This is a genomic window from Microcystis aeruginosa NIES-2549 (assembly GCF_000981785.2).
Taxonomy (GTDB): domain Bacteria; phylum Cyanobacteriota; class Cyanobacteriia; order Cyanobacteriales; family Microcystaceae; genus Microcystis; species Microcystis aeruginosa_C.
In genome coordinates this window covers 1159703-1181168 of the sequence record NZ_CP011304.1, presented here as the reverse complement: position 1 = coordinate 1181168, position 21466 = coordinate 1159703, and the positions used below count along the sequence as shown (strand labels likewise).

16 protein-coding genes and 1 tRNA gene are annotated in these 21466 nt (G+C 42.4%); 11 read left to right on the top strand and 6 right to left on the bottom strand.

The features are described 5' to 3' along the window. Nucleotides 1-34: 34 nt before the first annotated feature. Together ebsA and myaer_RS05695 are read right to left on the bottom strand one after the other, a co-directional pair. Nucleotides 35-412, bottom strand: coding sequence for a type IV pilus biogenesis protein EbsA (ebsA, locus tag myaer_RS05700; protein WP_046661344.1), 378 nt, complete (start codon nucleotides 410-412; stop codon nucleotides 35-37). A 119-nt stretch (nucleotides 413-531) separates the two neighbouring features. Beyond that, nucleotides 532-1788 (bottom strand): GAF domain-containing sensor histidine kinase, encoded by a 1257-nt coding sequence (locus myaer_RS05695; protein WP_046661343.1) that lies wholly within the window; start codon nucleotides 1786-1788, stop codon nucleotides 532-534. Nucleotides 1789-2176: 388 nt separating this feature from the next. On the opposite strand from myaer_RS05695, the gene myaer_RS05690 reads away from it, so the two are divergent. Next, the gene (locus myaer_RS05690; protein ID WP_046661342.1) at nucleotides 2177-2491 is read left to right on the top strand and encodes a DUF3155 domain-containing protein; all 315 of its coding nucleotides are present in this window, start codon (nucleotides 2177-2179) and stop codon (nucleotides 2489-2491) included. Between the two features lie 366 nt (nucleotides 2492-2857). After that, nucleotides 2858-3874, top strand: a complete 1017-nt coding sequence (locus tag myaer_RS05685) for a type I glyceraldehyde-3-phosphate dehydrogenase (protein WP_046661341.1) — start codon at nucleotides 2858-2860, stop codon at nucleotides 3872-3874. A gap of 53 nt (nucleotides 3875-3927) precedes the next feature. Here myaer_RS05685 and myaer_RS05680 read toward each other — a convergent pair whose 3' ends face one another. Beyond that, nucleotides 3928-4704, bottom strand: a complete 777-nt coding sequence (locus myaer_RS05680) for an ABC transporter permease (RefSeq protein WP_046661340.1) — start codon at nucleotides 4702-4704, stop codon at nucleotides 3928-3930. Nucleotides 4705-4932: 228 nt separating this feature from the next. Here myaer_RS05680 and myaer_RS05675 point away from each other — a divergent pair, with 228 nt between their 5' ends. After that, on the top strand, nucleotides 4933-6045 hold the full coding sequence (locus myaer_RS05675; protein WP_046661339.1) for a DegT/DnrJ/EryC1/StrS family aminotransferase: 1113 nt from the start codon (nucleotides 4933-4935) through the stop codon (nucleotides 6043-6045). A 121-nt stretch (nucleotides 6046-6166) separates the two neighbouring features. Here the strand turns inward: myaer_RS05675 and hflX are convergent, their stop codons facing one another. Then, nucleotides 6167-7810 (bottom strand): GTPase HflX, encoded by a 1644-nt coding sequence (hflX, locus tag myaer_RS05670; RefSeq protein WP_045359504.1) that lies wholly within the window; start codon nucleotides 7808-7810, stop codon nucleotides 6167-6169. An 89-nt stretch (nucleotides 7811-7899) separates the two neighbouring features. Here hflX and rdgB point away from each other — a divergent pair, with 89 nt between their 5' ends. Next, nucleotides 7900-8493 carry an RdgB/HAM1 family non-canonical purine NTP pyrophosphatase gene (gene rdgB / locus myaer_RS05665; RefSeq protein WP_046661338.1) on the top strand — a complete coding sequence of 198 codons (594 nt, stop codon included), beginning with the start codon at nucleotides 7900-7902 and terminating at the stop codon, nucleotides 8491-8493. Here the strand turns inward: rdgB and lipA are convergent. After that, nucleotides 8456-9361, bottom strand: a complete 906-nt coding sequence (lipA, locus tag myaer_RS05660; protein ID WP_071846421.1) for a lipoyl synthase — start codon at nucleotides 9359-9361, stop codon at nucleotides 8456-8458. The genes rdgB and lipA overlap by 38 nt on opposite strands. 71 nt (nucleotides 9362-9432) lie before the next feature. Here lipA and myaer_RS05655 point away from each other — a divergent pair. Beyond that, nucleotides 9433-9506: transfer RNA gene (locus tag myaer_RS05655), tRNA-Pro, on the top strand. A gap of 211 nt (nucleotides 9507-9717) precedes the next feature. Then, complete coding sequence (locus tag myaer_RS05650) at nucleotides 9718-12711, top strand: type ISP restriction/modification enzyme (protein WP_046661336.1); 2994 nt, start codon at nucleotides 9718-9720, stop codon at nucleotides 12709-12711. Nucleotides 12712-13330: 619 nt separating this feature from the next. On the opposite strand, the gene myaer_RS05640 is transcribed toward myaer_RS05650, so the two are convergent. Continuing rightward, on the bottom strand, nucleotides 13331-15628 hold the full coding sequence (locus tag myaer_RS05640; RefSeq protein WP_046661334.1) for a RelA/SpoT family protein: 2298 nt from the start codon (nucleotides 15626-15628) through the stop codon (nucleotides 13331-13333). 226 nt (nucleotides 15629-15854) lie between these two features. Between myaer_RS05640 and patD the strand changes: the two genes are divergently transcribed. From patD to myaer_RS05615, 5 genes are all read left to right on the top strand, one after another. Beyond that, on the top strand, nucleotides 15855-16214 hold the full coding sequence (gene patD / locus myaer_RS05635; RefSeq protein ID WP_046661333.1) for a heterocyst frequency control protein PatD: 360 nt from the start codon (nucleotides 15855-15857) through the stop codon (nucleotides 16212-16214). Between the two features lie 72 nt (nucleotides 16215-16286). Continuing rightward, nucleotides 16287-17912 (top strand): dipeptide ABC transporter ATP-binding protein, encoded by a 1626-nt coding sequence (locus myaer_RS05630; RefSeq protein WP_046661332.1) that lies wholly within the window; start codon nucleotides 16287-16289, stop codon nucleotides 17910-17912. 55 nt (nucleotides 17913-17967) lie between these two features. Next, nucleotides 17968-18192, top strand: a complete 225-nt coding sequence (locus myaer_RS05625) for a hypothetical protein (protein ID WP_046661331.1) — start codon at nucleotides 17968-17970, stop codon at nucleotides 18190-18192. A gap of 129 nt (nucleotides 18193-18321) precedes the next feature. After that, nucleotides 18322-20457 carry a glycosyltransferase gene (locus myaer_RS05620; protein WP_046661330.1) on the top strand — a complete coding sequence of 712 codons (2136 nt, stop codon included), beginning with the start codon at nucleotides 18322-18324 and terminating at the stop codon, nucleotides 20455-20457. 151 nt (nucleotides 20458-20608) lie between these two features. Next, a complete protein-coding gene (locus myaer_RS05615; protein ID WP_046661329.1) occupies nucleotides 20609-21388 on the top strand; it encodes a hypothetical protein in 780 nt (259 codons plus the stop codon). The last annotated feature ends 78 nt before the right edge of the window (nucleotides 21389-21466 follow it).

Genomic DNA, 21466 nt, shown 5'->3' with positions numbered 1-21466 from the left:
GATTTGCTCCTTTTAACCCGTACAATCTCGATTTTTATCCTTCAAATCGCAGCAGTTTCCGATAAAATCCCTGCGAAAAGTCGGCCGAACCTAGCTGCTTAAAGGTTTTAATTGCACCGATTAGATATTCGATCAACTCGGCGTTAATAATTGTCATCTCATAGCTTAGGTCGGCCTGTCCTTCAAATTGTAAACGACAACGGGTTAACTCCGAGGGCAATTTTGATACATACCAAGAGGCGACAAAGGGAATCCCTTCACTATTTTCTATGCGACGACGACCTTCTAAATATCCTCCCTGATACAAAGCGATCGCATAGGGCAGCATACTATGTTTGTCCTTGGCATAGTAGGGCATATATACTAACACATCGGCCTTATTAGCGGGTTCTAATTGTTCGATCGTCGGCATAATTAGTTAATTCTTTGCTTCACAGCCAAGTTACCAGTAAAAATGATATTTCCGATATATTTTAACTGATCGATCGGGAGATTCCCCGAGGGAGAAAATAGGCAGAATTTACGACCAGATCAAGTTTCTGTACTGAGGTTATCATCGGCTATAACTGGTATATGAACCCGAAAAACCGTGCCGGGGTAGAGGGAACTTGTTTGCTCGGGATTGGGACTGATCAATTCAATCTTCCCCCCCATGCTGGTAATTAATTCTTTGGCGATCGCTAACCCCAATCCTGTACCGGGTATATCTCCCCCCGCTTGCACTCCCCGGTAGTGACGTTGAAAAATTCTTTCTTGATCGCTCCTCGGTATACCATAACCCGTGTCTTTAAAAACAATTTCTACACTATTCTTAACATTCTCCACCTCGACGGTGACTTTTCCGCCAGCAGGAGTATATTTGAGGGCATTATCAATTAAATTACTGAATACTTCCCGCAAACCGGGGATATTGGCGCGAATAAGTGGTATATCTTCCCCATAAATCGTTTCTAGACTGATATTTCTCTCTTTGGCTACCGCTTGGGCCGAAAGGAGCAGCGGATCGAGAAGATCATGGAGATCGATCGGAGTTAGCTGAGTGCTGCCAGCAGGCAAGAGAAAGGCAGTGGGGGAAGATTGCGCTTGCAGGAGAGGAATATCGACAGTGGGGTAATTTTCGCTTTCTTGCTGAATTTGTCCCTCAAATTCGGCGATTAAGTCGCGAACTCGATCGCTTTCCCTTAATATACCGGTAATGGCGGGATCGTTACCTTCTTCGGCTAAAAGCCTTTTGAGTAGAAGTTTACCAAAGGTTTTTAACGCGGTGAGGGGATTGCGGATTTGATGGAGAAAGGTATCGAGGCGCTGACGTTGCCATTGTCGATAATAACGTTCTTCTCCCAATTGGCGATCGAGTACACAGGCTAAAGCGAGGGTTTGGGTGATTTTTTCCATCTGGGTTAATTCCCAACTTTGCCAAGGTCGTTTTTCTCTGGTTGTCACCAATAATCCGATCATGCCCTCTTCATACATTAAGGGTAAAAACAAGCGATGACCGCTGACGCTCTCCTGATTACTCCAGAGGTGGGATAAATCTTCTAATTTAACCGCAGTTAACAGGTCGGCCACCGGTTGCCCTGGTTGTAAGGAAAGCCGCTTTTTTTGGGGAGAAGGGGGATTAAAGGGCGGATAAACAACGACTGGGATTAAATCGCTCGATAAAGGTTCAGTTAAATAAACCGCACTTCTGTCCGCTTCCATTTGCTCCCGCAAAAGTTCCATCTGTGCCTGACAGAGGGCAATAAAATCATTACTCAGGGGAGTCCGGGAGGGGAAAGAGAAGGGCATACCAAGAAAGTAAAAAGTAAAAAATCAGAAAACCTTGATAAAGCTAGGGCTGCGAGTTTTATTTCCCAGTTGACAGGGGAGAGAAGGGCGATTCTCTTGGGTCGAGTGCAGCCAGTAAAAAGCAATTAGGACAAGGGTTTGGTCATTATTTTAGGGGTGGATCACGGTATATATTAAAAAAAGTTTAAGAATAATAAGTTTTGTATCGGGATTTGGGGGGGTGTTTTTGTAACAAAAACTTAAACACAGTCTCAGTCTAGCTTCTAGTCAAACTTGTCTGTAATTGGGTTTGTGAGAGACACTTGATTTCTTGGTCTAGAAGGGATATAATCGCTACGGCTTTTGTAACTATCATTACAACGATTAGCCAAAATAGGAGGTAATTGGGTTGGCCAGAAAACGGAAACGTAAAAGTCGCCGTCGTCAAGAAGGACGTAAGATACTTGAACTTGTACCCCAGTATAGTATTGAAAGTGGCGAGGATAAACCCGTAACTGCGGCGCGTAAGTATATTCAAGCTATAGGCATTAGCCCACCAGCTTTATTGATTGTTAAGCGTAACGAGCATACAACTGATCGCTATTTCTGGGCTGAAAAAGGACTGTTTGGAGCGCAATATGTGGAGGAAAACCACTTCCTTTTCCCAAGTTTGCGCGACCTGCAGCCCCAGCCAGTCAAGGTAGCAGTAGCAGTTGCTAAATAAATCACAGGACTATTAATCTTATCATGGAAAGTGAACTCGTTTGCAGAAAAGTAAACGAGTTTTTTTTTTGAGGATAAGAGGAGCGGGTATCTTTGAGTAATCAGTAAACTGAAAACTCAGAGCTGATCGCCGAAAAGGCGGACAGCTAAAGAGGGAATGGGGTTATGAGAACTTTTTAGCGGTTATTTAGGCTAATTTTGCCTTTAAATCGCTTTAATCAATTAAATTTCCTCATTTAAACCTGATAGAATTGGCGAGGTAATAAATTATTTCCGATCAGGATCGCAAAGTTCAACCTTTAAGGTATGATTGGGAACATTAATTATTTTTTTATGTATTGCACTAAAACGTAGAGGGCAAGCAGCAGTGATTAGAGTAGCGATCAATGGTTTCGGACGGATTGGACGTAATTTCCTAAGATGTTGGTTAGGACGGACTAATAGTGGCTTGGAGGTAGTGGGGATCAATGATACATCCGATCCCCGGAGTAACGCTCACCTGCTCAAATATGACTCGATGTTAGGCAAACTTAACGCTAATATCGATGCCGATGATAATTCTTTAATTGTTAACGGTAAAACCATTAAATGTTATTCCGATCGCAATCCCCTCAATCTGCCCTGGGCAGAATGGGGTGTAGATCTAGTGATCGAAGCTACCGGTGTTTTCGTTGATGAAGAGGGCGCTTCTAAGCATATTGTCGCAGGAGCGAAAAAAGTCCTCATTACCGCACCGGGTAAAGGTTCGGGTGTGGGAACCTATGTCGTCGGTGTCAACGCTCACGAATACGAACACGATAAATACAACGTCATCAGTAATGCCAGTTGTACCACCAACTGTCTGGCTCCTGTCGTCAAAGTGATTCACGAAAACTTCGGCATCATCAAAGGTACGATGACCACCACCCACAGTTACACTGGTGATCAACGGATTCTGGATGCTAGTCACCGGGATCTGCGTCGCGCTCGCGCCGCAGCCGTTAACATCGTTCCCACCTCCACCGGTGCCGCTAAAGCTGTAGCCTTAGTTATCCCGGAAATGAAAGGGAAACTTAACGGTATCGCCCTGCGGGTACCCACTCCTAACGTTTCTGTGGTGGATTTAGTGGCGCAAGTGGAAAAAAGCACGATCGCAGAACAGGTAAACGAAGTCCTCAAAGAAGCTTCGGAAAATTCTTTGAAAGGAATTCTCGAATATAATGATTTACCTCTCGTTTCCTCTGATTATCGCGGTGTTGATGCCTCCTCGATCATTGATGCTAGTCTCACCATGGTGATGGGTGGCGATATGGTGAAAGTTATCGCTTGGTACGATAACGAATGGGGTTACTCCCAACGGGTGGTTGATCTCGCTGAAGTCGTCGCCAGCAAGTGGAAAAGCTAAACCAGTTATCAGTAAACAGTAATCGGTGAACAGTGGGTGATAACTGTTAACTGTTAACTGAGCAGTGATAAATTCTCACTGAAAAAGCGCCGATAGATTCCCTCTGTCACCAATTGAGCGGTGATTAGGTTGGCTAGGGCAATCATAAACAGGATCAGTATCTGGTAGGAAGCGGCGTTTAAAGGTTCACTTCCTGCCAATACCTGTCCGGTGAACATTCCGGGTAAACTGACTAAACCCACTACCATCATCTGATTGAGGGTGGGGATTAGACTAGCTCGAATCGCCGCTTTTTGATAATCTGCGATCGCTTGTTGCGGGGTTGCCCCTAAACAAAGATGGGTTTCGATTTCCAAACGGTGACTTTTAATGGTACTGCTTAATCTTTCCCCGGCTAAAGAGGCACTATTCATCGCTTGCCCTAACACCATCCCCGTCAAGGGAATCAAGTATTGGGGTGAGTACCATTGTTCTGGTTGAATAATTAGAGCGATCGCATAACCTAAAGTTAGACAGCTACTAATCAATAAAGAGCCGAAAACTAGCGGTAATAGGGCTTTATCCCGGCTATCAATGCGATTTTTAGCAACAATAGTCGCGATAGTCATCATTACTGCCAAAATCCCCAGCACTGCCAGAGGATTATCAAGGGAAAAAATAACGGCGATAACGTAGCCTACCACTAATAATTGCAGGATCGATCGACCAGTCGCCAATAATAATTGTCCCTCTAGAGCTAAATTTGACCAACGGGAGAGGACTAAACAAATACCCATCATCCCCAAAGCCCAACCCAAATCCACCAGATTTAGTTCTACTAATCCATCCATAAAAATAAAAGAAACAAATTACAAGGGTACTTCATCTATAAATAGCAAGTTTATAATTATTTTTGACTAATTATCAAAAAAATCGGCTCTAAAACCTCGCCTTAAGGCGAAAAGTTTTTGTAAAGGGAATTTATGCCCCGTTACAAAAACTGCCTCCTGCCTCCTGCCTTCGTTATTCCTTCTTTTCGCCGACAAATCCCGATTAGTCTCTAATTTGAGTGAAAGCGCGTGAGTACAATTCCCCCCGTCGATTTATCCCGTCAATACCAAGTCATCAGCGAAGAAGCTAACCATGCCGTTTTAGAAATCCTCCGTTCTGGGCGCTATATTGGTGGCGAAGCTGTGAGCGAATTAGAACGACAATTTGCCCTCTATCACGGTGTTAGCGATTGTGTTGCCTGTAATTCGGGGACTGATGCCCTTTATCTGGCACTATGCGCCCTCGGTATTCAAGCGGGGGATGAAGTAATCACTTCTACTTTTTCGTTTATTGCCACCGCCGAAGCGATTAATTTAGTCGGGGCAGTGCCGGTTTTTGTCGATATCGATATTAATACTTTTAACCTCGATGTGGCACTGTTGGAAAAAGCACTTACTCCCCAAACTAAGGCGATTATCCCAGTACACCTTTTTGGGCAATCTGTCAATATGTCTGAGGTGGTAAATTTCGCTCGTTCTCATAATTTATTGGTGATTGAGGATTGCGCGCAAGCAACGGGAGCAGAATGGCATGGGCAGAAAGTGGGGAGTATCGGCGATATTGGCTGTTTTAGCTTCTTTCCCACCAAAAATTTAGGCGGTTGTGGCGATGGTGGCGCAATTACCACCAATAACCCCGAGTTAGCGGCACAAATTCGCATGATTAAAGAACACGGCAGCAAGGTGCGTTATCTCCACGAGGTAATCGGGGTGAATAGCCGCTTAGATGCCATTCAAGCGGTTATTTTGCAAATTAAGCTGAAATATCTCGATTTTTGGAATAATCAACGGATCGAGATTGCCCAACGTTATCAGGAATTACTGCAACCTTTGCCTAATATCACTTTACCCACCGCTTTAGCCGGGGGTAAGCACGTTTGGAATCAGTACACAATCCTAACGGAAAATCGTGACCAAATTCGGGCAGCTTTGCAGGAAAAAGATGTCCTATCGATGGTTTATTATCCGATTCCCCTACATTTACAGCCGGTTTATCAGTATTTAGGCTATAAAAAAGGTGATTTACCCATGGCTGAATTGGCCAGTGAAAAAGTGTTATCTTTACCTATGTTCCCCGATTTAAGCTTTGATGAACAACAACAGGTAGCCTACGCGCTGAAAGATTGTTTGCATAGTTCCTAGGTTATCAGTGGGAATTAGGAATTAGGAATTAGGAATGAAGTGGGGAGAATAAATAAAAATAATCTCCTGAATACTGACTCCTAACTCCTGTCTCCTGAATACTGACAGCTTACTGCTATACTTAAGCGGTTAAATCGATTAACTTTTGTTTTAAAGTTTCCAATCCTAGCCGCCGAATAGCCGAGATAAAAACAGCTTGGGGATATTTTTCCTTAGCTATTTCCAAATCGTCGCTTTTTACCTGATCCAACTTATTAAACACCATTAACATTGGACCAGTTTGAATCGGCATCTCCGAGAGGATTTTTAACACCGAGGCAATCTGACTTTCCCAAGCTGGATGGGAGAGATCCACCAGATGGAGTAAGGCGTCTGCTTCCGTTACTTCCTCCAAAGTTGCCCGAAAAGCATCCACCAGCGAGGGGGGTAATTCATGGATAAAACCCACCGTATCGGTTAGTAAGAGGGGGTGAGATGCTTGGGTGAGGGGATCGGTAATAGTTAAGCGTCGGGTGGTGGGATCGAGGGTAGCAAACAGTTGATCGGCGGTATACACTTCGGCAGCGGTGAGAGCATTAATTAAAGTAGATTTTCCCGCATTGGTGTAACCGACGATCGCCACACTGGCTACCTCTTGTTTTTGCCGTTGTTTGCGTAAACGGGAACGATGAGCTTGCAGCTGATCCACCTCATCCTGGAGACGGGATAAACGACGTTGAATAGTTCGGCGTTCTGTTTCTAATTTTGTCTCCCCCGGTCCGCGAGTGCCAATTCCTCCCCCTAATCTCGACATGGCTAATCCGCGCCCGGTCAGACGGGGTAAAGTGTATTCTAATTGGGCTAATTCTACCTGTAGTTTACCCGCTTGGGATTGGGCCCGTTGGGCAAAAATATCCAGGATCACCTCGGTGCGATCCACTACTCTCACCCCGATTTGGTTCTCTAGATTGCGAATTTGGGCGGGAGAAAGATCGCGATTGAATACAACTAAATTAGCCCCCGAAGTTTGCACCTGTAGGGCGATTTCTGCCACTTTTCCCGAACCGATCACTGTTTGAGGATGGGGATGATCCCGTTTTTGTCGGGTGACTTGCAAAACTTTGCCCCCGGCGGTATCAACTAAACGCTCTAATTCGCTTAAACCGTCCTCAAACTGGCGATCGCTCATATTGTCGGTCATTAAACCAACCAATAGCACCCGATCTTCGGCTGTATCAACGGTTATAGCGGTAAATTCGCGCTGAAACTCCGCCTCTAGTCCTTCCACTAACTCTAAAAAGTCCTGTTTGCTTAAATCCTCTAGATTTAAGGGCGGGGAGACAGACCAGTATATATTACTATTGACATTTGTTTGACTTTGTGGTATGAGATGCGCCAGATAGACCTGCTCCACATAACCAGTCGCCCCACCACCGCGACGGATCATACCTGTACCGGTTAATGTTAAGATCACCAGTGCGTCTAATCTTTGCAGAGCCATGGCGGTTAAACTGGATTCTTTTGGCGGTTCCTGCTTGAGTTCCGTGGCGATACAACGAATTCCGCAAAGACGTTCGGAACCGTAGCGGGGTAGTTCCAAGAGAGAAAATTGGGTTTGTCGGGGGGTTCCCACTCCCACACGAATTACCTGGCCGCGACGGTTGATATAGGTGCAGAGGGGTTGATGAATATCGGTACTAATAGCCGCCAGTCTTTGGGCGAATTCTGGGGTGGTGAGAGTATCGATAGGCAAGCGTTCATGGTACAGCCTTTGTAGCTGTTTCATCTGACTGGCTTTCAGTCCCTGGGTATTGCCGAAGATGGTATCGATAGGCTTTCCTCACAATTAGGGTTTCATCTATTATTGTAGCGATTATGAAAAAATTAATTCTAGCCACGAGTAATCCGGGTAAATTGGCAGAGATAGGGGAATACTTAACTAATATCGACCTAGAATTGCAGTTAAAACCCGATTATTTAGAGATTGAGGAAACCGGGGCGACTTTTGCTGAAAATGCCTATTTAAAAGCTGCTCAAATTGCCCTAACATTGGGAGAATGGTCGATCGCCGATGATTCGGGATTGGAAGTAACTGGGTTAGGAAATGCCCCGGGGATTTACTCGGCCCGCTATGGTAAAAATGATCGAGAAAGAATCGATCGCCTAGTCAGAGAATTAGGAGATAATCAGGATCGTTCGGCCCGTTTTGTCTGTGTAATTGCGATCGCCCGTCCCGATGGTGAGATTGCCTTGAGCGCCACAGGAATCTGCACGGGAGAAATTCTCACCAGTCCTAGGGGTAAAGGTGGTTTTGGTTACGATCCGATTTTTTATGTCCCCGAGTACGCTTTAACCTTTGCGGAAATGTCTCCCGAATTAAAAAGAAAAATTAGCCATCGAGGACGAGCTTTTGAGCAATTGCTGCCCCATCTCAAGACTCTCGCGGGTACAAATTCATCAAGGCTCTGACTTGTTCAGCATGATAAGAGCTTCTTGTCAAGGGACTCGCAACAATTTGTAAAAATCCCAGAGATTCCCCATATTCGCGCCAAGCGTGGAACTGTTCAGGGGTGATAAATTCCTGCACACCGAGATGTTTTGGCGATGGTTGCAGATACTGCCCGATGGTGAGAATATCACAATCGACGGCCCGTAAATCGTCCATCACTTGCCGCACTTCCTCGTCGGTTTCCCCCAATCCCACCATAATGCCCGATTTTGTGTAGGTAGCGGGAACAATGGCGCGAGCGCGCTGCAATAATTCTAGGGAACGCTGGTAATCCCCCTGGGGACGCACACGACGGTAGAGACGGGGAACAGTTTCGGTATTATGGTTTAAAACTTCGGGTTTAGCGGCAAGAATTAAAGCTAAAGCCTGCCAATTGCCGCAAAGATCGGGAATCAGCACTTCGATGGTGGTTTTCGGAGAAATGCGGCGAATTTCCTCGATACAACGGACAAATTGACTAGCGCCACCATCGGCCAAATCATCGCGATTGACAGAAGTGATCACTACATGATTAAGATCGAGACGTTGCACGGCTGCCGCTAGTCGCTGGGGTTCCGTGGAGTCTAAAGGTTGGGGTTTTTTCTCAAAATCTATATCACAGTAAGGACAGGCGCGAGTGCAAGCAGGACCCATAATTAAAAAGGTAGCCGTCCCCGCGTGGAAACATTCGCCGATATTGGGACAGGAAGCCTCCTCACAAACGGTATTTAAGCCTAAATCGCGTAAAACTTCCTTAACACTGCCGACTCGCTGCCATTGCGGTGCTTTTACCCGTAACCACTCTGGTTTTACCGTCACGCCTGAACTACTCCGATAATTTTTGCCTATATCCCTAATATCCTAGCAAGTCTCGACCCACTCAAGGCCGAATATGCTATGATGATTTAGCTGAAAATTTTCGGGATGTAGCGCAGCTTGGTAGCGCACTTCGTTCGGGACGAAGGGGCCGCAGGTTCGAATCCTGTCATCCCGATTAAAGACAATCAAGGGGAGAGGCAAAATAGGCTCTCTTGGGTTTGCTGGGTAAAATGTATTCTAGGATATAGTCCTGCTGGCGAGGGAGTGGAAAAAACTACGAAGACAGGAAGGAACTGCCTTTTGCCTTTTGCCTTTTGCCTTTTGCCTCTCCTAACCAAGAAATTAATTTTGTACGACTAACTACTTAATTTACCTCCTCTAAGCCCATGTCTAGATTATTAATCAGCCAGTATCAGGCGGAAGTTGAGAAGATTGTCCAATATGGCGGCAGTCGCAAGGAAACTTCGATTAGAGTCGCTTTTCAGAATTTATTAAATGACTATTGCAAGGCGCGGGATTTTTTGTTAATTCCGGAGTTGGATTATCGCACTAAGTCGGGAAAAGTTGTCTATCCTGACGGGACGGTAAAGGATGCTTTACGGTTAGATTGGGGTTATTGGGAAAGTAAGGATCAATACGATAATTTAGACGAGGAAATTGAGAAAAAGTTAGCGAAAGGCTACCCTAATGACAATATTTTATTTGAAGACTCCCAGACGGCGGTTTTAATTCAAGGAGGAGAGGAAAGACTGCGCGTCTCCATGCGCGATGATGAGGCTTTGGATGGGATTATTAATGCTTTTATTAATTATGTACGTCCGGAGGTTGAGGATTTTCGAGAGGCGATTGATAGTTTTAAGGAAGATTTACCAACAATTTTAGAAGCGTTGCGGGGTTTAATTGCGCGACAATCGGAGACGAATCGTAATTTTGTGACAGCGCGGGACAAATTTTTAGAGATTTGTCGCAAGTCAATCAATCCAGAAATTAGTCTGGAAGATGTGCGAGAGATGATTATTCAGCACATCTTGACAGAGGATATTTTTATCAATATTTTTAATGAGTCCCAGTTTCACCGGGAAAATAATATCGCCAGGGAATTACAGGGAGTGATTGAAACTTTCTTTACTGGTAATACCAAGCGCAATACTTTAGGGACTATTGAACGTTATTATGCGGTAATTCGGCGGACGGCGGCGAATATTTATAACCACCACGAAAAGCAGAAGTTTCTCAAGGCGATTTATGAGAATTTTTATAAAGCATACAATCCGAAAGCGGCGGACCGGTTGGGAATTGTCTATACACCCAATGAAATTGTCCGTTTTATGATTGAAAGTGTCGATTATTTAGTCCACAAGCATTTTAGGAAGTTGTTGGCGGATCCAGGAGTAGAAATTTTAGATCCGGCGACGGGGACAGGAACTTTTGTAACGGAGTTGATTGAGTATTTACCGAAGGATAAGTTACGGTACAAGTATAAGCATGAGATGCACTGTAATGAGGTGGCAATTCTGCCTTATTATATTGCGAATTTGAATATTGAGTTCACCTATAAGCAGAAGATGGGTGAGTATGAGGAGTTTGAGCATATCTGTTTTGTCGATACCCTGGACCATGCTTCTTCTAATATCAAGCAGATGGATTTGTTTGCTATGTCGGCGGAGAATACCCAACGGATTCACAATCAAAATGACCGCAATATTTCTGTAATTATTGGTAATCCTCCTTATAATGCCAAGCAGGATAATTTTAATCAAGATAATGCAAATCGAAGTTATGAAGAGATTGACAAGCGCATTAAATATAGTTATGTCAAAGAAGGTAAGGCACAGAATCAAATTGTCGTCTATGATATGTACACTCGTTTTATTCGTTGGGCTTCTGATCGATTAAATAAAAATGGTATCATTGCTTTTGTATCTAACTCTTCTTTTATCGATGCGTTGGCTTATGATGGATTTAGAAAAGTAGTAGAGAATGAGTTTAGTGAAATTTATATCATTGATTTAGGTGGTAATGTCAGGAAAAATCCTAAACTTTCAGGGACAACTCATAATGTTTTCGGTATTCAGACGGGGGTGGCGATTAGTTTGATTGTGAAGCGAGAAAGTAATAATCTTCCTTGTCGAATTTTATATACTCGCCGTCCTGAATTGGATACAGCAGCGCAAAAATTAGAGTTTTTGTCATCGACAAAACTTAATCAGCTTGATTTTGAGCATATCATCCCAGATAAAAAACATAATTGGCTCAATCAATCAGATAATGACTTTAATCAACTGCTACCCTTGATTGATAAGGAGGTAAAAAGTGGCAAGTCTGAGAAAGCTGTGTTTAAGTTGTTTTCGTCAGGACTTAAAACTCAGCGAGATGAGTGGGTTTATGATTTTTCAAGAGATAAACTAGAAGCAAAGATGATGTTTTTTGTAGATGTTTATCAGAGAACTTTTAAAGATGAAAATTATCAAGGAAGAAATCAGATTAAGTGGGATCGAGAATTAACTAAGTATCTTTCTCAAAGAATCTCAAAAGTATTTAACGATGCTAATATGTTGATGAGTTATTATCGTCCATACACAAAACAATGGCTCTATTTTGACAAGCATTTCAACGGAATGACTTATCAATGGTTTAATATTTTTAACAATGAATTTAATAATATCATAATTGGCTTAAATGTCGGTTCAGACAAATTTGTATCTCTTGTATCAAATCATATTATTGATCTTGCTTGTTTGCTAGTTAGTGGGGGTAGTACCCAATGTCTCCCTCTTTACTACTACGACAAAGAAGGAAACCGTATCGATAATATCACCGATTGGGGATTGCAGCAATTCCAAAAACATTACAACGATAAAACCATCACCAAACTCGATATCTTCCACTACACTTATGCAGTCCTCCACTACCCGGAATATCGCAGTAAATACGAATTAAATCTTAAGCGAGAATTTCCGCGACTTCCCTTTTATGATAACTTCTCTCAATGGGTAGAATGGGGAAGCAAACTAATGGAATTACACATCAACTATGAAACCGTCGCACCCTACCCACTAACCCGCATTGATACTAATAATAACCTCAAACCCAAAACCAAACTAAAAGCTGACCGAGAAAAAAATTACATCAACCTTGATGATATCACTTTCCTACAAGATATTCCCAAAATTGCTTGGGAATATAAACTCGGTAATCGTTCGGCCCTAGAATGGATATTAGATCAATATAAGGAAAAGAAACCCAAAGATAAAACCATCGCCGAAAGATTTAATAATTATCGCTTCGCCGATTATAAAGAAACAGTAATTGACTTACTACAAAGAGTCTGTACTGTCAGCGTCGAAACCATGAAAATAATAGAAGCGATGAGACATTAAAAAGATTGCTTCCGGGAAATTTTATTCTACACCCTGCCTCCAGTAAAAACTTTTTCAGAAAACCCTAAGTAGCTGGTTATAATTAAATTAAAAATGGATTTTAGGTTTGATCCCCCCTGCTCCCCTTGATAAGGGGGGTTGATTCCTAGGGTTGATTCGTAGGGTTGATTCGTAGGGTTGATTCGTAGGGTTGATTCGTAGGGTTGATTCGTAGGGTTGATTCGTAGGGTTGATTCGTAGGGTTGATTCGTAGGGTTGATTCGTAGGGTTGATTCATGAATCAACCCTACTACCTTGATATAGAGGTTTTCATTACCCTTTCTGGTTATACTTCATCTTTATGAGAAATGCCCTATTTTCTTAACTAAAAATAGTTAAAACTATGTCACTCATTTACAAACTACGCAACTCTATAAATTCTGTTTAAAAGGGATGGCAGAGTGGCGAGCATCGGAGCAGGGAGAAACAATCCATGTCTATTTTTGGCTGCTGATGGGTTATGCAGTCAGAACTGAAAATTTTAGGTTTTGGATTGTTTGTCCCCGTTCTCTAAGACCTTAAAAGTGGTTTGTGTCAACCAGATTTAGTATTGAGTATCAGCAGGAATTCTAGGTTTAACCTACTCTCGATCGCTTTTTACCTGACTGATGCGACGAACGTTTAAAACATCGCTCATCAGCTTAATTTGAGTAACACAGCGTTCAAATTGTTGCAGGTCTTTTACTTCAATTTTCAGGGAAATTAAAGCGGGTTTACCGAAATTAGTCTTAACTCCGGCATTGCGAACGTTAATATTTTGGTCACTTAAACGAGAGAGAATATCTTTTAAAACCCCAACGCGATCGATCACTTCAATCTGAATATTTACCGGATAAGTTGGATAACGTCCCTGCTCATCTACGGGGTTCCAACTAACAGGAATTAAGCGTTCAGCTTCGGCTTTTTCCACATTCGAGCAGCCCTGACGGTGAATAACAATACCTTCCCCCGCGTGGGCGACTATACCAGTAATATTTTCTCCTGGTAAAGGACAACAACAACCGGCTAAACGATAGACTAATCCCTCCACACCGGCGATCGGTGATTTAGTAACAGGTAAAGCCCTTTGAACGGGAGAAGGTGGTAGAATCAATTGGGAATCAGTCAGGACATCGGGCGGATTTTTGACCGTTAAAATTTCCTGTTGATTTTTAACCGCTTCTTGCAGACGATTAACCACATTTTTTAGGGTAAGTTCGCCGTAACCCAAAGCCGCCAATAAATCATCTACTGCCACATAATTGCACTGTTTAGCCACCGATTGCATTCGTTCCGATTTCAGCAGGGCATCGAAGCCAGTTTTACCCAATTCTTTCTCTAATAAATCACGACCCCGGCTAATATTTTCTTCTCGTCGCGATTTTTTGTACCATTGCCGGATGCGATTTCTGGCGCTAGGAGTAACGACAAAATTTAACCAATCTAAACTAGGGTGACTATTCTTGCTGGTGAGAATTTCCACCAGATCACCATTTTGCAAGGGAGCATCAAGAACTGACCATTTACCATTAATCCTTGCCCCTTTCATCTGATTACCTACTTCGCTATGAATATGATAGGCAAAATCTACCGGTGTTGCGCCTTGGGCCAGGGCCACCACATCACCTTTGGGGGTGAAAACATAGATATCTTCTTCAAAGAAATTATTTTTCAGGCCATCCATGTATTCTTGACCATCTTTAAGGTCTTTTTGCCAGTCAAGAAGATTACGCAACCAAGCGAATTTTTCATCGGCGGCGGTTAAAGTTGTTTGACTAGAACCAGTTTCTTTATACTTCCAATGGGCGGCAATCCCGTATTCAGCAACATGGTGCATTTCTAGGGTGCGAATCTGCACTTCTAGGGGACGGGCATTTAAACCAACAACGGTAGTATGGAGGGATTGATAACGGTTAGCTTTTGGTAAACCGATATAGTCTTTAAAACGGTTAGGAATCGGAGTAAATTGGTCATGAACTACGGCTAAACAACGATAACATTCCTCTTTAGTTTCGACGATAATGCGGACGGCGGCGATATCATAAATCTGCTCGAATTCTTTGCCTTGATTGTGCATTTTATGATAGATGCCGTAGAGATGTTTGGGGCGACCCTGTAAATCAAGAACTTTTATGCCAATTTCTTGCAATTTTTCCCGCAATGTGTTAGTGACGGTTTCGATGCGGGCCTCTCGATCGATACGTTTTTCCGATACCAATAACTGCACGGTGCGATAAGCATCGGGTTCGAGGTATTTAAAGCATAAATCTTCTAATTCCCATTTAAATCGCCCAATCCCTAAACGGTTAGCCAGAGGAGCAAAGATTTCTCTAGTTTCGAGGGCGATGCGTTGCTGCTGTTGCGGGTTAAGGTGTTCGAGGGTTTGCATATTGTGCAGGCGATCGGCTAATTTGACCACGATGACGCGGATATCTTGAGCCATCGCCAGGAACATTCGGCGAAAATTCTCCGCCTGCCGTTCAGTTTTACTAGAAAAGTTGAATTTGGAGAGTTTTGTCACCGCTTCCACCAAATTACGCACCTCGACACCGAATCTAGCCTCGATTTCTTCGGGGGTGACTTCCGTATCTTCCACCACATCGTGAAGGAATCCCGCCGCGATCATTGCCCCATCACCCCCCAGATCCCGCAGTAATCCCGCTACAGCTATGGGATGGGCGATATAGGGTTCCCCGGATTTGCGATACTGGCCCTCGTGGAGTTTGTGGGCGAAATTAAAGGCCCGACAGATTAAATCGCTATCGGGATTCTGGGGGTCGTTTTCGTAGGTAATTAGGCATTCTTTCAGCCAATCGGGTAAAACTAACGCTTTTTTCGGTTCCGTGGCCCGGGGAAGGGCGGTGAGGGTTTCTGGTTGGATGGCAGTGATGGCGTTCATGGTTAGATCGGGGGGATAATAGGGGGGGGAGGAGACGGATAACTGGAAAACTATTAGGCCGAAGGGATGCCAGATTACTTAACTCTCTAACACTGGCATCGGATCGATCGGCGAAAAAGACGCGATTCTTTTAAGTTTTTGTCTCTGATTGGGAGGAGAGAGGACTTGCAACCGTGACGGCAAATCGTTAATCTTATGTAACAAATTCTAACGCGCTTTGTATTGGATGCTACCGACAAATTACCATCAAGCCTACGAATCTTTGTTAAGAAAACTGGAGGATTTCAGTCTTGCCCTTCTGGATGGGGATGCCTCCACGGGGTTACAATCTTTTCAAGCTTTACAAAGCTGTCTAGAGGGGGAGATATTGTCACTAAATGATGACAATTTCAGCCCAGAGGTGGCTAATCGTTGGCGCACGGTCCAGACGGAACTATATCGGTCCTGGCGATTGCTGGAGACGGATTGGTTATTTTTGGCCTCGGCCCGGCAAGGACGGGAGAAGCGTTTACGGATAATTAGCGAGCGAGTGGCGACTTTAAAGGGGTATTGTCAGGTTTTGTTAGGGGAAGTTGTCGATCAGTAATTAAATGCTCGATCGCCGTTTGTGTGGCATACTTGACCCTAAGTCCTGACTTTTATCTTTACCGATCGCGTCATGTTGGAAATTAAAGACCTAAAAATTGCCTACCCGACCGAATTAAGTTCTCCCGCTTGGGCGATCGATGGGGTATCTTTTAGTATAGGCAAAGGGGAAACTCTGGGATTAGTGGGTGAATCTGGTTGTGGAAAATCGACCATCGGTAAGGCTATTTTAAGGTTATTACCTAATCGCACTCATGTGGAAGGGGAGATTACCTTTGAAGGGCGATCGCTTTTATCTTTGTCTAGCAAACAGTTAGAAAAGTTTCGCGGGGAAGCGGTGGGATTAGTGTTTCAAGATCCGATGACGCGACTGGATCCGCTGATGACTATTGGCGATCATTGTGTGGAAACTTTGCAAGCCCATCGAGGAAATTTAACCTATCGTCAAGCTAAAAGTCAAGCTTGTACTGTCCTAGAAAAAGTGAAAATTCCCGCTAATCGTTGGTCCCAATATCCTCACGAATTTAGCGGGGGAATGCGCCAAAGAGTGGCTATTGCTTTAGCTTTATTATTAAACCCTAAGTTAATTATTGCCGATGAACCCACCACCAGTTTAGATGTGACGGTTTCGGCGGAAATTCTGCGGGAATTAAAGCGTTTATGTAGCGAGGAACAGATGGGATTATTGTTAATTTCCCATGATTTAGCGCTGGTGGGAGAATATTGCGATCGATTAGCGGTGATGCAGGGGGGCAAAATTGTTGAATCGGGAGCGGTAAAAACAGTTTTTAATACACCTGAACACCCCTACACTCGTTCTCTTTTGGCCGCTGCTTTACACCTACAGCTGCGGGAGGAAAAATTAACAGCAATTCAAGGTAAAGAAACGGTGTTAAAGGTGGATAATTTAAAACAGTATTATACCCTAGAAGGTAACTTTTTAGATAGTTTTTTTAAGAAAGAAAAGAAATTTATTAAAGCGGTGGATGAAGTGAATTTTGAACTGTATCGAGGGGAAATATTCGGTTTAGTTGGGGAATCGGGATGTGGGAAAAGTACCCTATCGCGAACCCTATTACAGTTAATTAAACCCACCGGGGGAAAAGTGGAATTTTTAGGAGAAGATTTAACCCCCTTGTCGGGGGAAAAAATGCGACCAAAAAGACGCTTAATGCAGATGATTTTTCAGGATCCCCTCGCTTGTCTCAATCCTCTAATGACGGTGGGAGAAAGTATCGCTGATCCGCTTTTGATCCATCAAAAAATTAGTCTAGAAACCGCTAAAAAGCAGGTTTTGGAAATGTTAGAGCGAGTCGGTTTAACACCAACAGAGGAGTTTTATCGACGCTATCCTAGGGAGTTATCGGGAGGACAACAGCAAAGGGTAGCCATTGCTCGCGCTTTAATTACTCGTCCAGAATTAGTTATTTGTGATGAACCGGTTAGTATGCTTGATGCTAGTGTTCAGACACAGGTTTTAGAGTTAATGTTAGAGTTACAAAAGTTATTTAATCTCACTTATTTATTTATAACTCATGATCTTTGGTTAGCGAGATTCCTCTGCGATCGAATTGCGGTGATGACTGCGGGTAAAATAGTTGAAATGGGTGACACTGAACAGATTTTTAGCCATCCCCAACACCCCTACACTCAAAAATTAATCGCCGCAGCCCCGAGAATTTATCCCGACAGCAACTAAAATCGCCCTAGGGGTTTATAATTGTTATTATCTAGATATGGTTAGGAAAAACAAAATGGCCAGACAACTTCAGATAACTCTCCCTGAAGATACCATGCAACTTCTCGATCGATGGTTGGCAAGTAGTGATTATCCTGAAAAAGAATATAATAATTTAATTAATGAAGCGATTAAATTATATATTATGGAACCACAGAGAAACTACCTCAAGCAACAATTAAAGGAAGGAGCTATTATAGCGTTTTTCAGTCTGCTGAGGTACAAAAGTTATGGGTTTTAGGCAAAAGGCAAGAGGCAAAAGTCAAAAGGGAAGAAAAATATGTGTACCTCACTAGCTTAGGAAACGCTATATTAGAACAGAAAGAGATTTAAATTTAGCACAAGATTGGTTTTCTCCAGAGGAGTATTTATGGTAATAATGATTATTTTTAAAGTTAAAAAACTGCTCAAAAAATTTGTCTTTAGTCTCCAAGAGGAAGGATGGAAACCAGCACTCAAAAAGACGAAACGAAAAATTATTAAAATTCTTACAGGAAAGAGTTATTCTGAATTTGAAGAACAGGTGATCGAAAGTGCTAAATTAGCCGAACCCCGGCCCCTAGAAATTGCCAGTAGTGATGATCCTTTAGTCTCGATTATTATTCCTGTTTATAACCAATTTGCCTACACCTTTAACTGTCTGGAATCCTTGAGTGTTAACCTAAGTTCTGATTTAGCCTATGAAATAATTATCGTTAATGATGCTTCCAGCGATGACACCTTAGAACAATTAGCCACTTTAGTTAAAGGAATTAAAGTATTAACTAATGCAGAAAACTCTGGGTTTATTCGTTCCTGTAATTATGGGGCTAGTCAAGCAAAAGGTCAATACCTATATTTTCTCAATAATGACACTAGAATTCTGGAAAATTGTTTAGAAAGTTTATTAAAATTAATTATCAATAATCCCCAAATTGGTGCGGTGGGTTCTAAATTAATTTATGCTAATGGTAAACAACAAGAAGCGGGGGGAATTATCTGGAATTCTGCCGATGGTTGGAATTATGGACGCTTAGATAGTCCCGATGAACCAGAATATAATTATGTGCGTCCCGTGGACTATTGTTCGGGGGCCAGTTTATTAGTTCCTACGGATTTATTTAAACAATTGGGTGGTTTTTGTCAAGACTTTATCCCCGCATATTACGAAGATACAGACTTATGTTTTGCCCTCCGAGAATTGGGTTATCAAGTTCTCTATCAACCCCAATCTAACGTCATTCACTACGAAGGAATCACCTCGGGAACAGACCTTTCCAGTGGGACAAAACAATATCAAGTTATTAATCAAACTAAGTTTCGAGAAAAATGGTCAAAGGTATTAACTAAACACCTAGATAACGATGCTAATAATGTCCCCAAAGCTGCCCGACGTTTACAAGGAAAACCGACAATTTTAGTCATCGATTCCTACGTTCCACTATACGATCGAGAATCCGGCTGTGTGCGTTTATTAAATATTCTTAAGCTACTGCTCAATTTAGGCTATTCAGTGATTTTCTTTCCCGATAATGGCTATCCTGAACAACCCTATACTTCTGTACTGCAACAGATGGGAATTGAAGTTATTTATGGCACAGCGCAAAGATATAATCTAGAAGAAAAATTAATCAAATATTTACCCCTGATAGATGGAGTTTGGTTGTGTCGTCCCGAATTGTGCGATAAGTATATGGATTTAATTCGCTTAAAAACAAAAGTGCCAATTATTTATGATACAATTGACCTACATTTTCTACGTTTAAAACGACAAAAAGACTATCTCGATCCCAGTTACCAAAATACTAGCTGGAGTTGGGAAACCTATCAGAAATTAGAGTTAAACTATGCTAACCAAGCAGAAGCAACCGTGGTAGTAACCGAAGACGAAAAACAGGTTTTATCCTCTTTGGGAGTGAAAAATGTTTGGGTAATCCCCAATATCCATGAAGAAATTTCCCTGTCAGAAAAAGTTGCCTTTGACCAGCGATCGGGTTTAGTATTTATTGGTAGCTATAATCACCCTCCTAATATTGATGCAGTTAAGTGGTTATGTTTAGAAATTATGCCCTTAGTTTGGGCATCCCGTCCTGATATTACCGTTAATTTATTGGGAAGTAACCTCAAGGATGAAGTGAAGGAATTAGCCAGTGATAAAGTGATTGTTACTGGTTATGTTCCCGAAGTAGAACCCTATTTTCAAAAGAGTCGTATTTTTGTTGCTCCCCTGCGATTTGGTGCGGGAATGAAGGGTAAAATTGGTCAAAGTCTTTCCCTAGGATTACCCACTATTACCACAAAAATTGGGGCCGAAGGTATGGGATTAATCGACCATCAGGATGTTTTAATTGCCGATACTGCCGAGGAATTTGCCCGCGCAGTGATCGAACTCTATGATAATATGCAATTGTGGCAAAAACTCGCTGATAATTCCCTAGAAACTATTAAGAGATACCAACCCGCTACCGTGCAAACTAACCTACAAGTTTTGTTATCGAATCTAGGAATTGTTGCTAAGGATAGTTAACAAGAATAAAGCTCATTTCTCCCACAGGTCTATAATTTTGCCGAATTAAAAACCTATTTTGACCAAATTAACCCCGAAAACGACGATTTGTATTGACGAATTTTCTAAGATAAGCTAGACTGAACCTAGACAAAAATTCAGACGGTGATTAATGAATAGTTATTGTTTTTGCGGTTTAGCTCTCGGCAAAAAGTATCGTTCCTGTGCAGTCAACGTAGCGCGGGATCTGGAAAAATACCATCCCGGTATTCAATATCTGATATTGACTGATGAGCCAAGGGATTTTCAAGATTTAAGTAACGTAATTGCCATTAAACATATTCAGGATAGTATCATGTTTCCCTATAATGACAGGCGTTTTGCTATTGAGAAAGCCTTAGAACGCTACGACATGACTATTCAAATTGATACGGATATTCGATTAATAAAATCCTTAGTGTTTCCTGAACAATTTAATAATCTTGACGGAGTTTTCGGCACAATCAAAAATCTAAAAGCTCATCTAACTCGTTATCAACCCGAAAATATTCCTTATTATGAGAAAGTGGCGCAGAAGTTGGATATAGATTTTGAAAACACTCCCTATGTTGGGGAATTTATCTTTGCTGTCGGAAAAAATCGCAAAAAAGAAGAAGAATTCATTTATTATTGGGGAATAATTGCCAAATATTTAGAAATACACCGCCTTCATGGTGCAGATGGTCCAGTAATGGGGTTAGCCGCGGCGAAAGCAGGTTTACCTACTTATCCTAGCGAATGGTCTGACATGATCGAGCGTGAATTTGTCGAACATCTTAAGTTTTCCTCTGGTAAAAACAAAATTCAAAAAAGCGACTGGGAAAAGTTAAAGTTTCGTGTGGCCTATCATTATCGCTTAAATAAGCAGAGAATATTAGCCTTAAAAGATTTTAACTTCTATTACAATGATTAATGCTACGGTATATAGCATTTATCTTAATGGTGAAGTACAAAGTTTTCCTTTTGAGGAGTCAGCCGTCGATACCAAATT

Coding starts and splice junctions, on each gene's coding strand:
- hflX (WP_045359504.1), bottom strand. CDS start 7,810: ATGAAACAGCTACAAAGGCTGTACCATGAACGCTTGCCTATCGATACT.
- myaer_RS05695 (WP_046661343.1), bottom strand. CDS start 1,788: ATGCCCTTCTCTTTCCCCTCCCGGACTCCCCTGAGTAATGATTTTATT.
- myaer_RS05620 (WP_046661330.1), top strand. CDS start 18,322: ATGGTAATAATGATTATTTTTAAAGTTAAAAAACTGCTCAAAAAATTT.
- patD (WP_046661333.1), top strand. CDS start 15,855: ATGCTACCGACAAATTACCATCAAGCCTACGAATCTTTGTTAAGAAAA.
- rdgB (WP_046661338.1), top strand. CDS start 7,900: ATGAAAAAATTAATTCTAGCCACGAGTAATCCGGGTAAATTGGCAGAG.
- myaer_RS05625 (WP_046661331.1), top strand. CDS start 17,968: ATGGCCAGACAACTTCAGATAACTCTCCCTGAAGATACCATGCAACTT.
- myaer_RS05650 (WP_046661336.1), top strand. CDS start 9,718: ATGTCTAGATTATTAATCAGCCAGTATCAGGCGGAAGTTGAGAAGATT.
- myaer_RS05640 (WP_046661334.1), bottom strand. CDS start 15,628: ATGAACGCCATCACTGCCATCCAACCAGAAACCCTCACCGCCCTTCCC.
- myaer_RS05680 (WP_046661340.1), bottom strand. CDS start 4,704: ATGGATGGATTAGTAGAACTAAATCTGGTGGATTTGGGTTGGGCTTTG.
- myaer_RS05630 (WP_046661332.1), top strand. CDS start 16,287: ATGTTGGAAATTAAAGACCTAAAAATTGCCTACCCGACCGAATTAAGT.
- myaer_RS05615 (WP_046661329.1), top strand. CDS start 20,609: ATGAATAGTTATTGTTTTTGCGGTTTAGCTCTCGGCAAAAAGTATCGT.
- ebsA (WP_046661344.1), bottom strand. CDS start 412: ATGCCGACGATCGAACAATTAGAACCCGCTAATAAGGCCGATGTGTTA.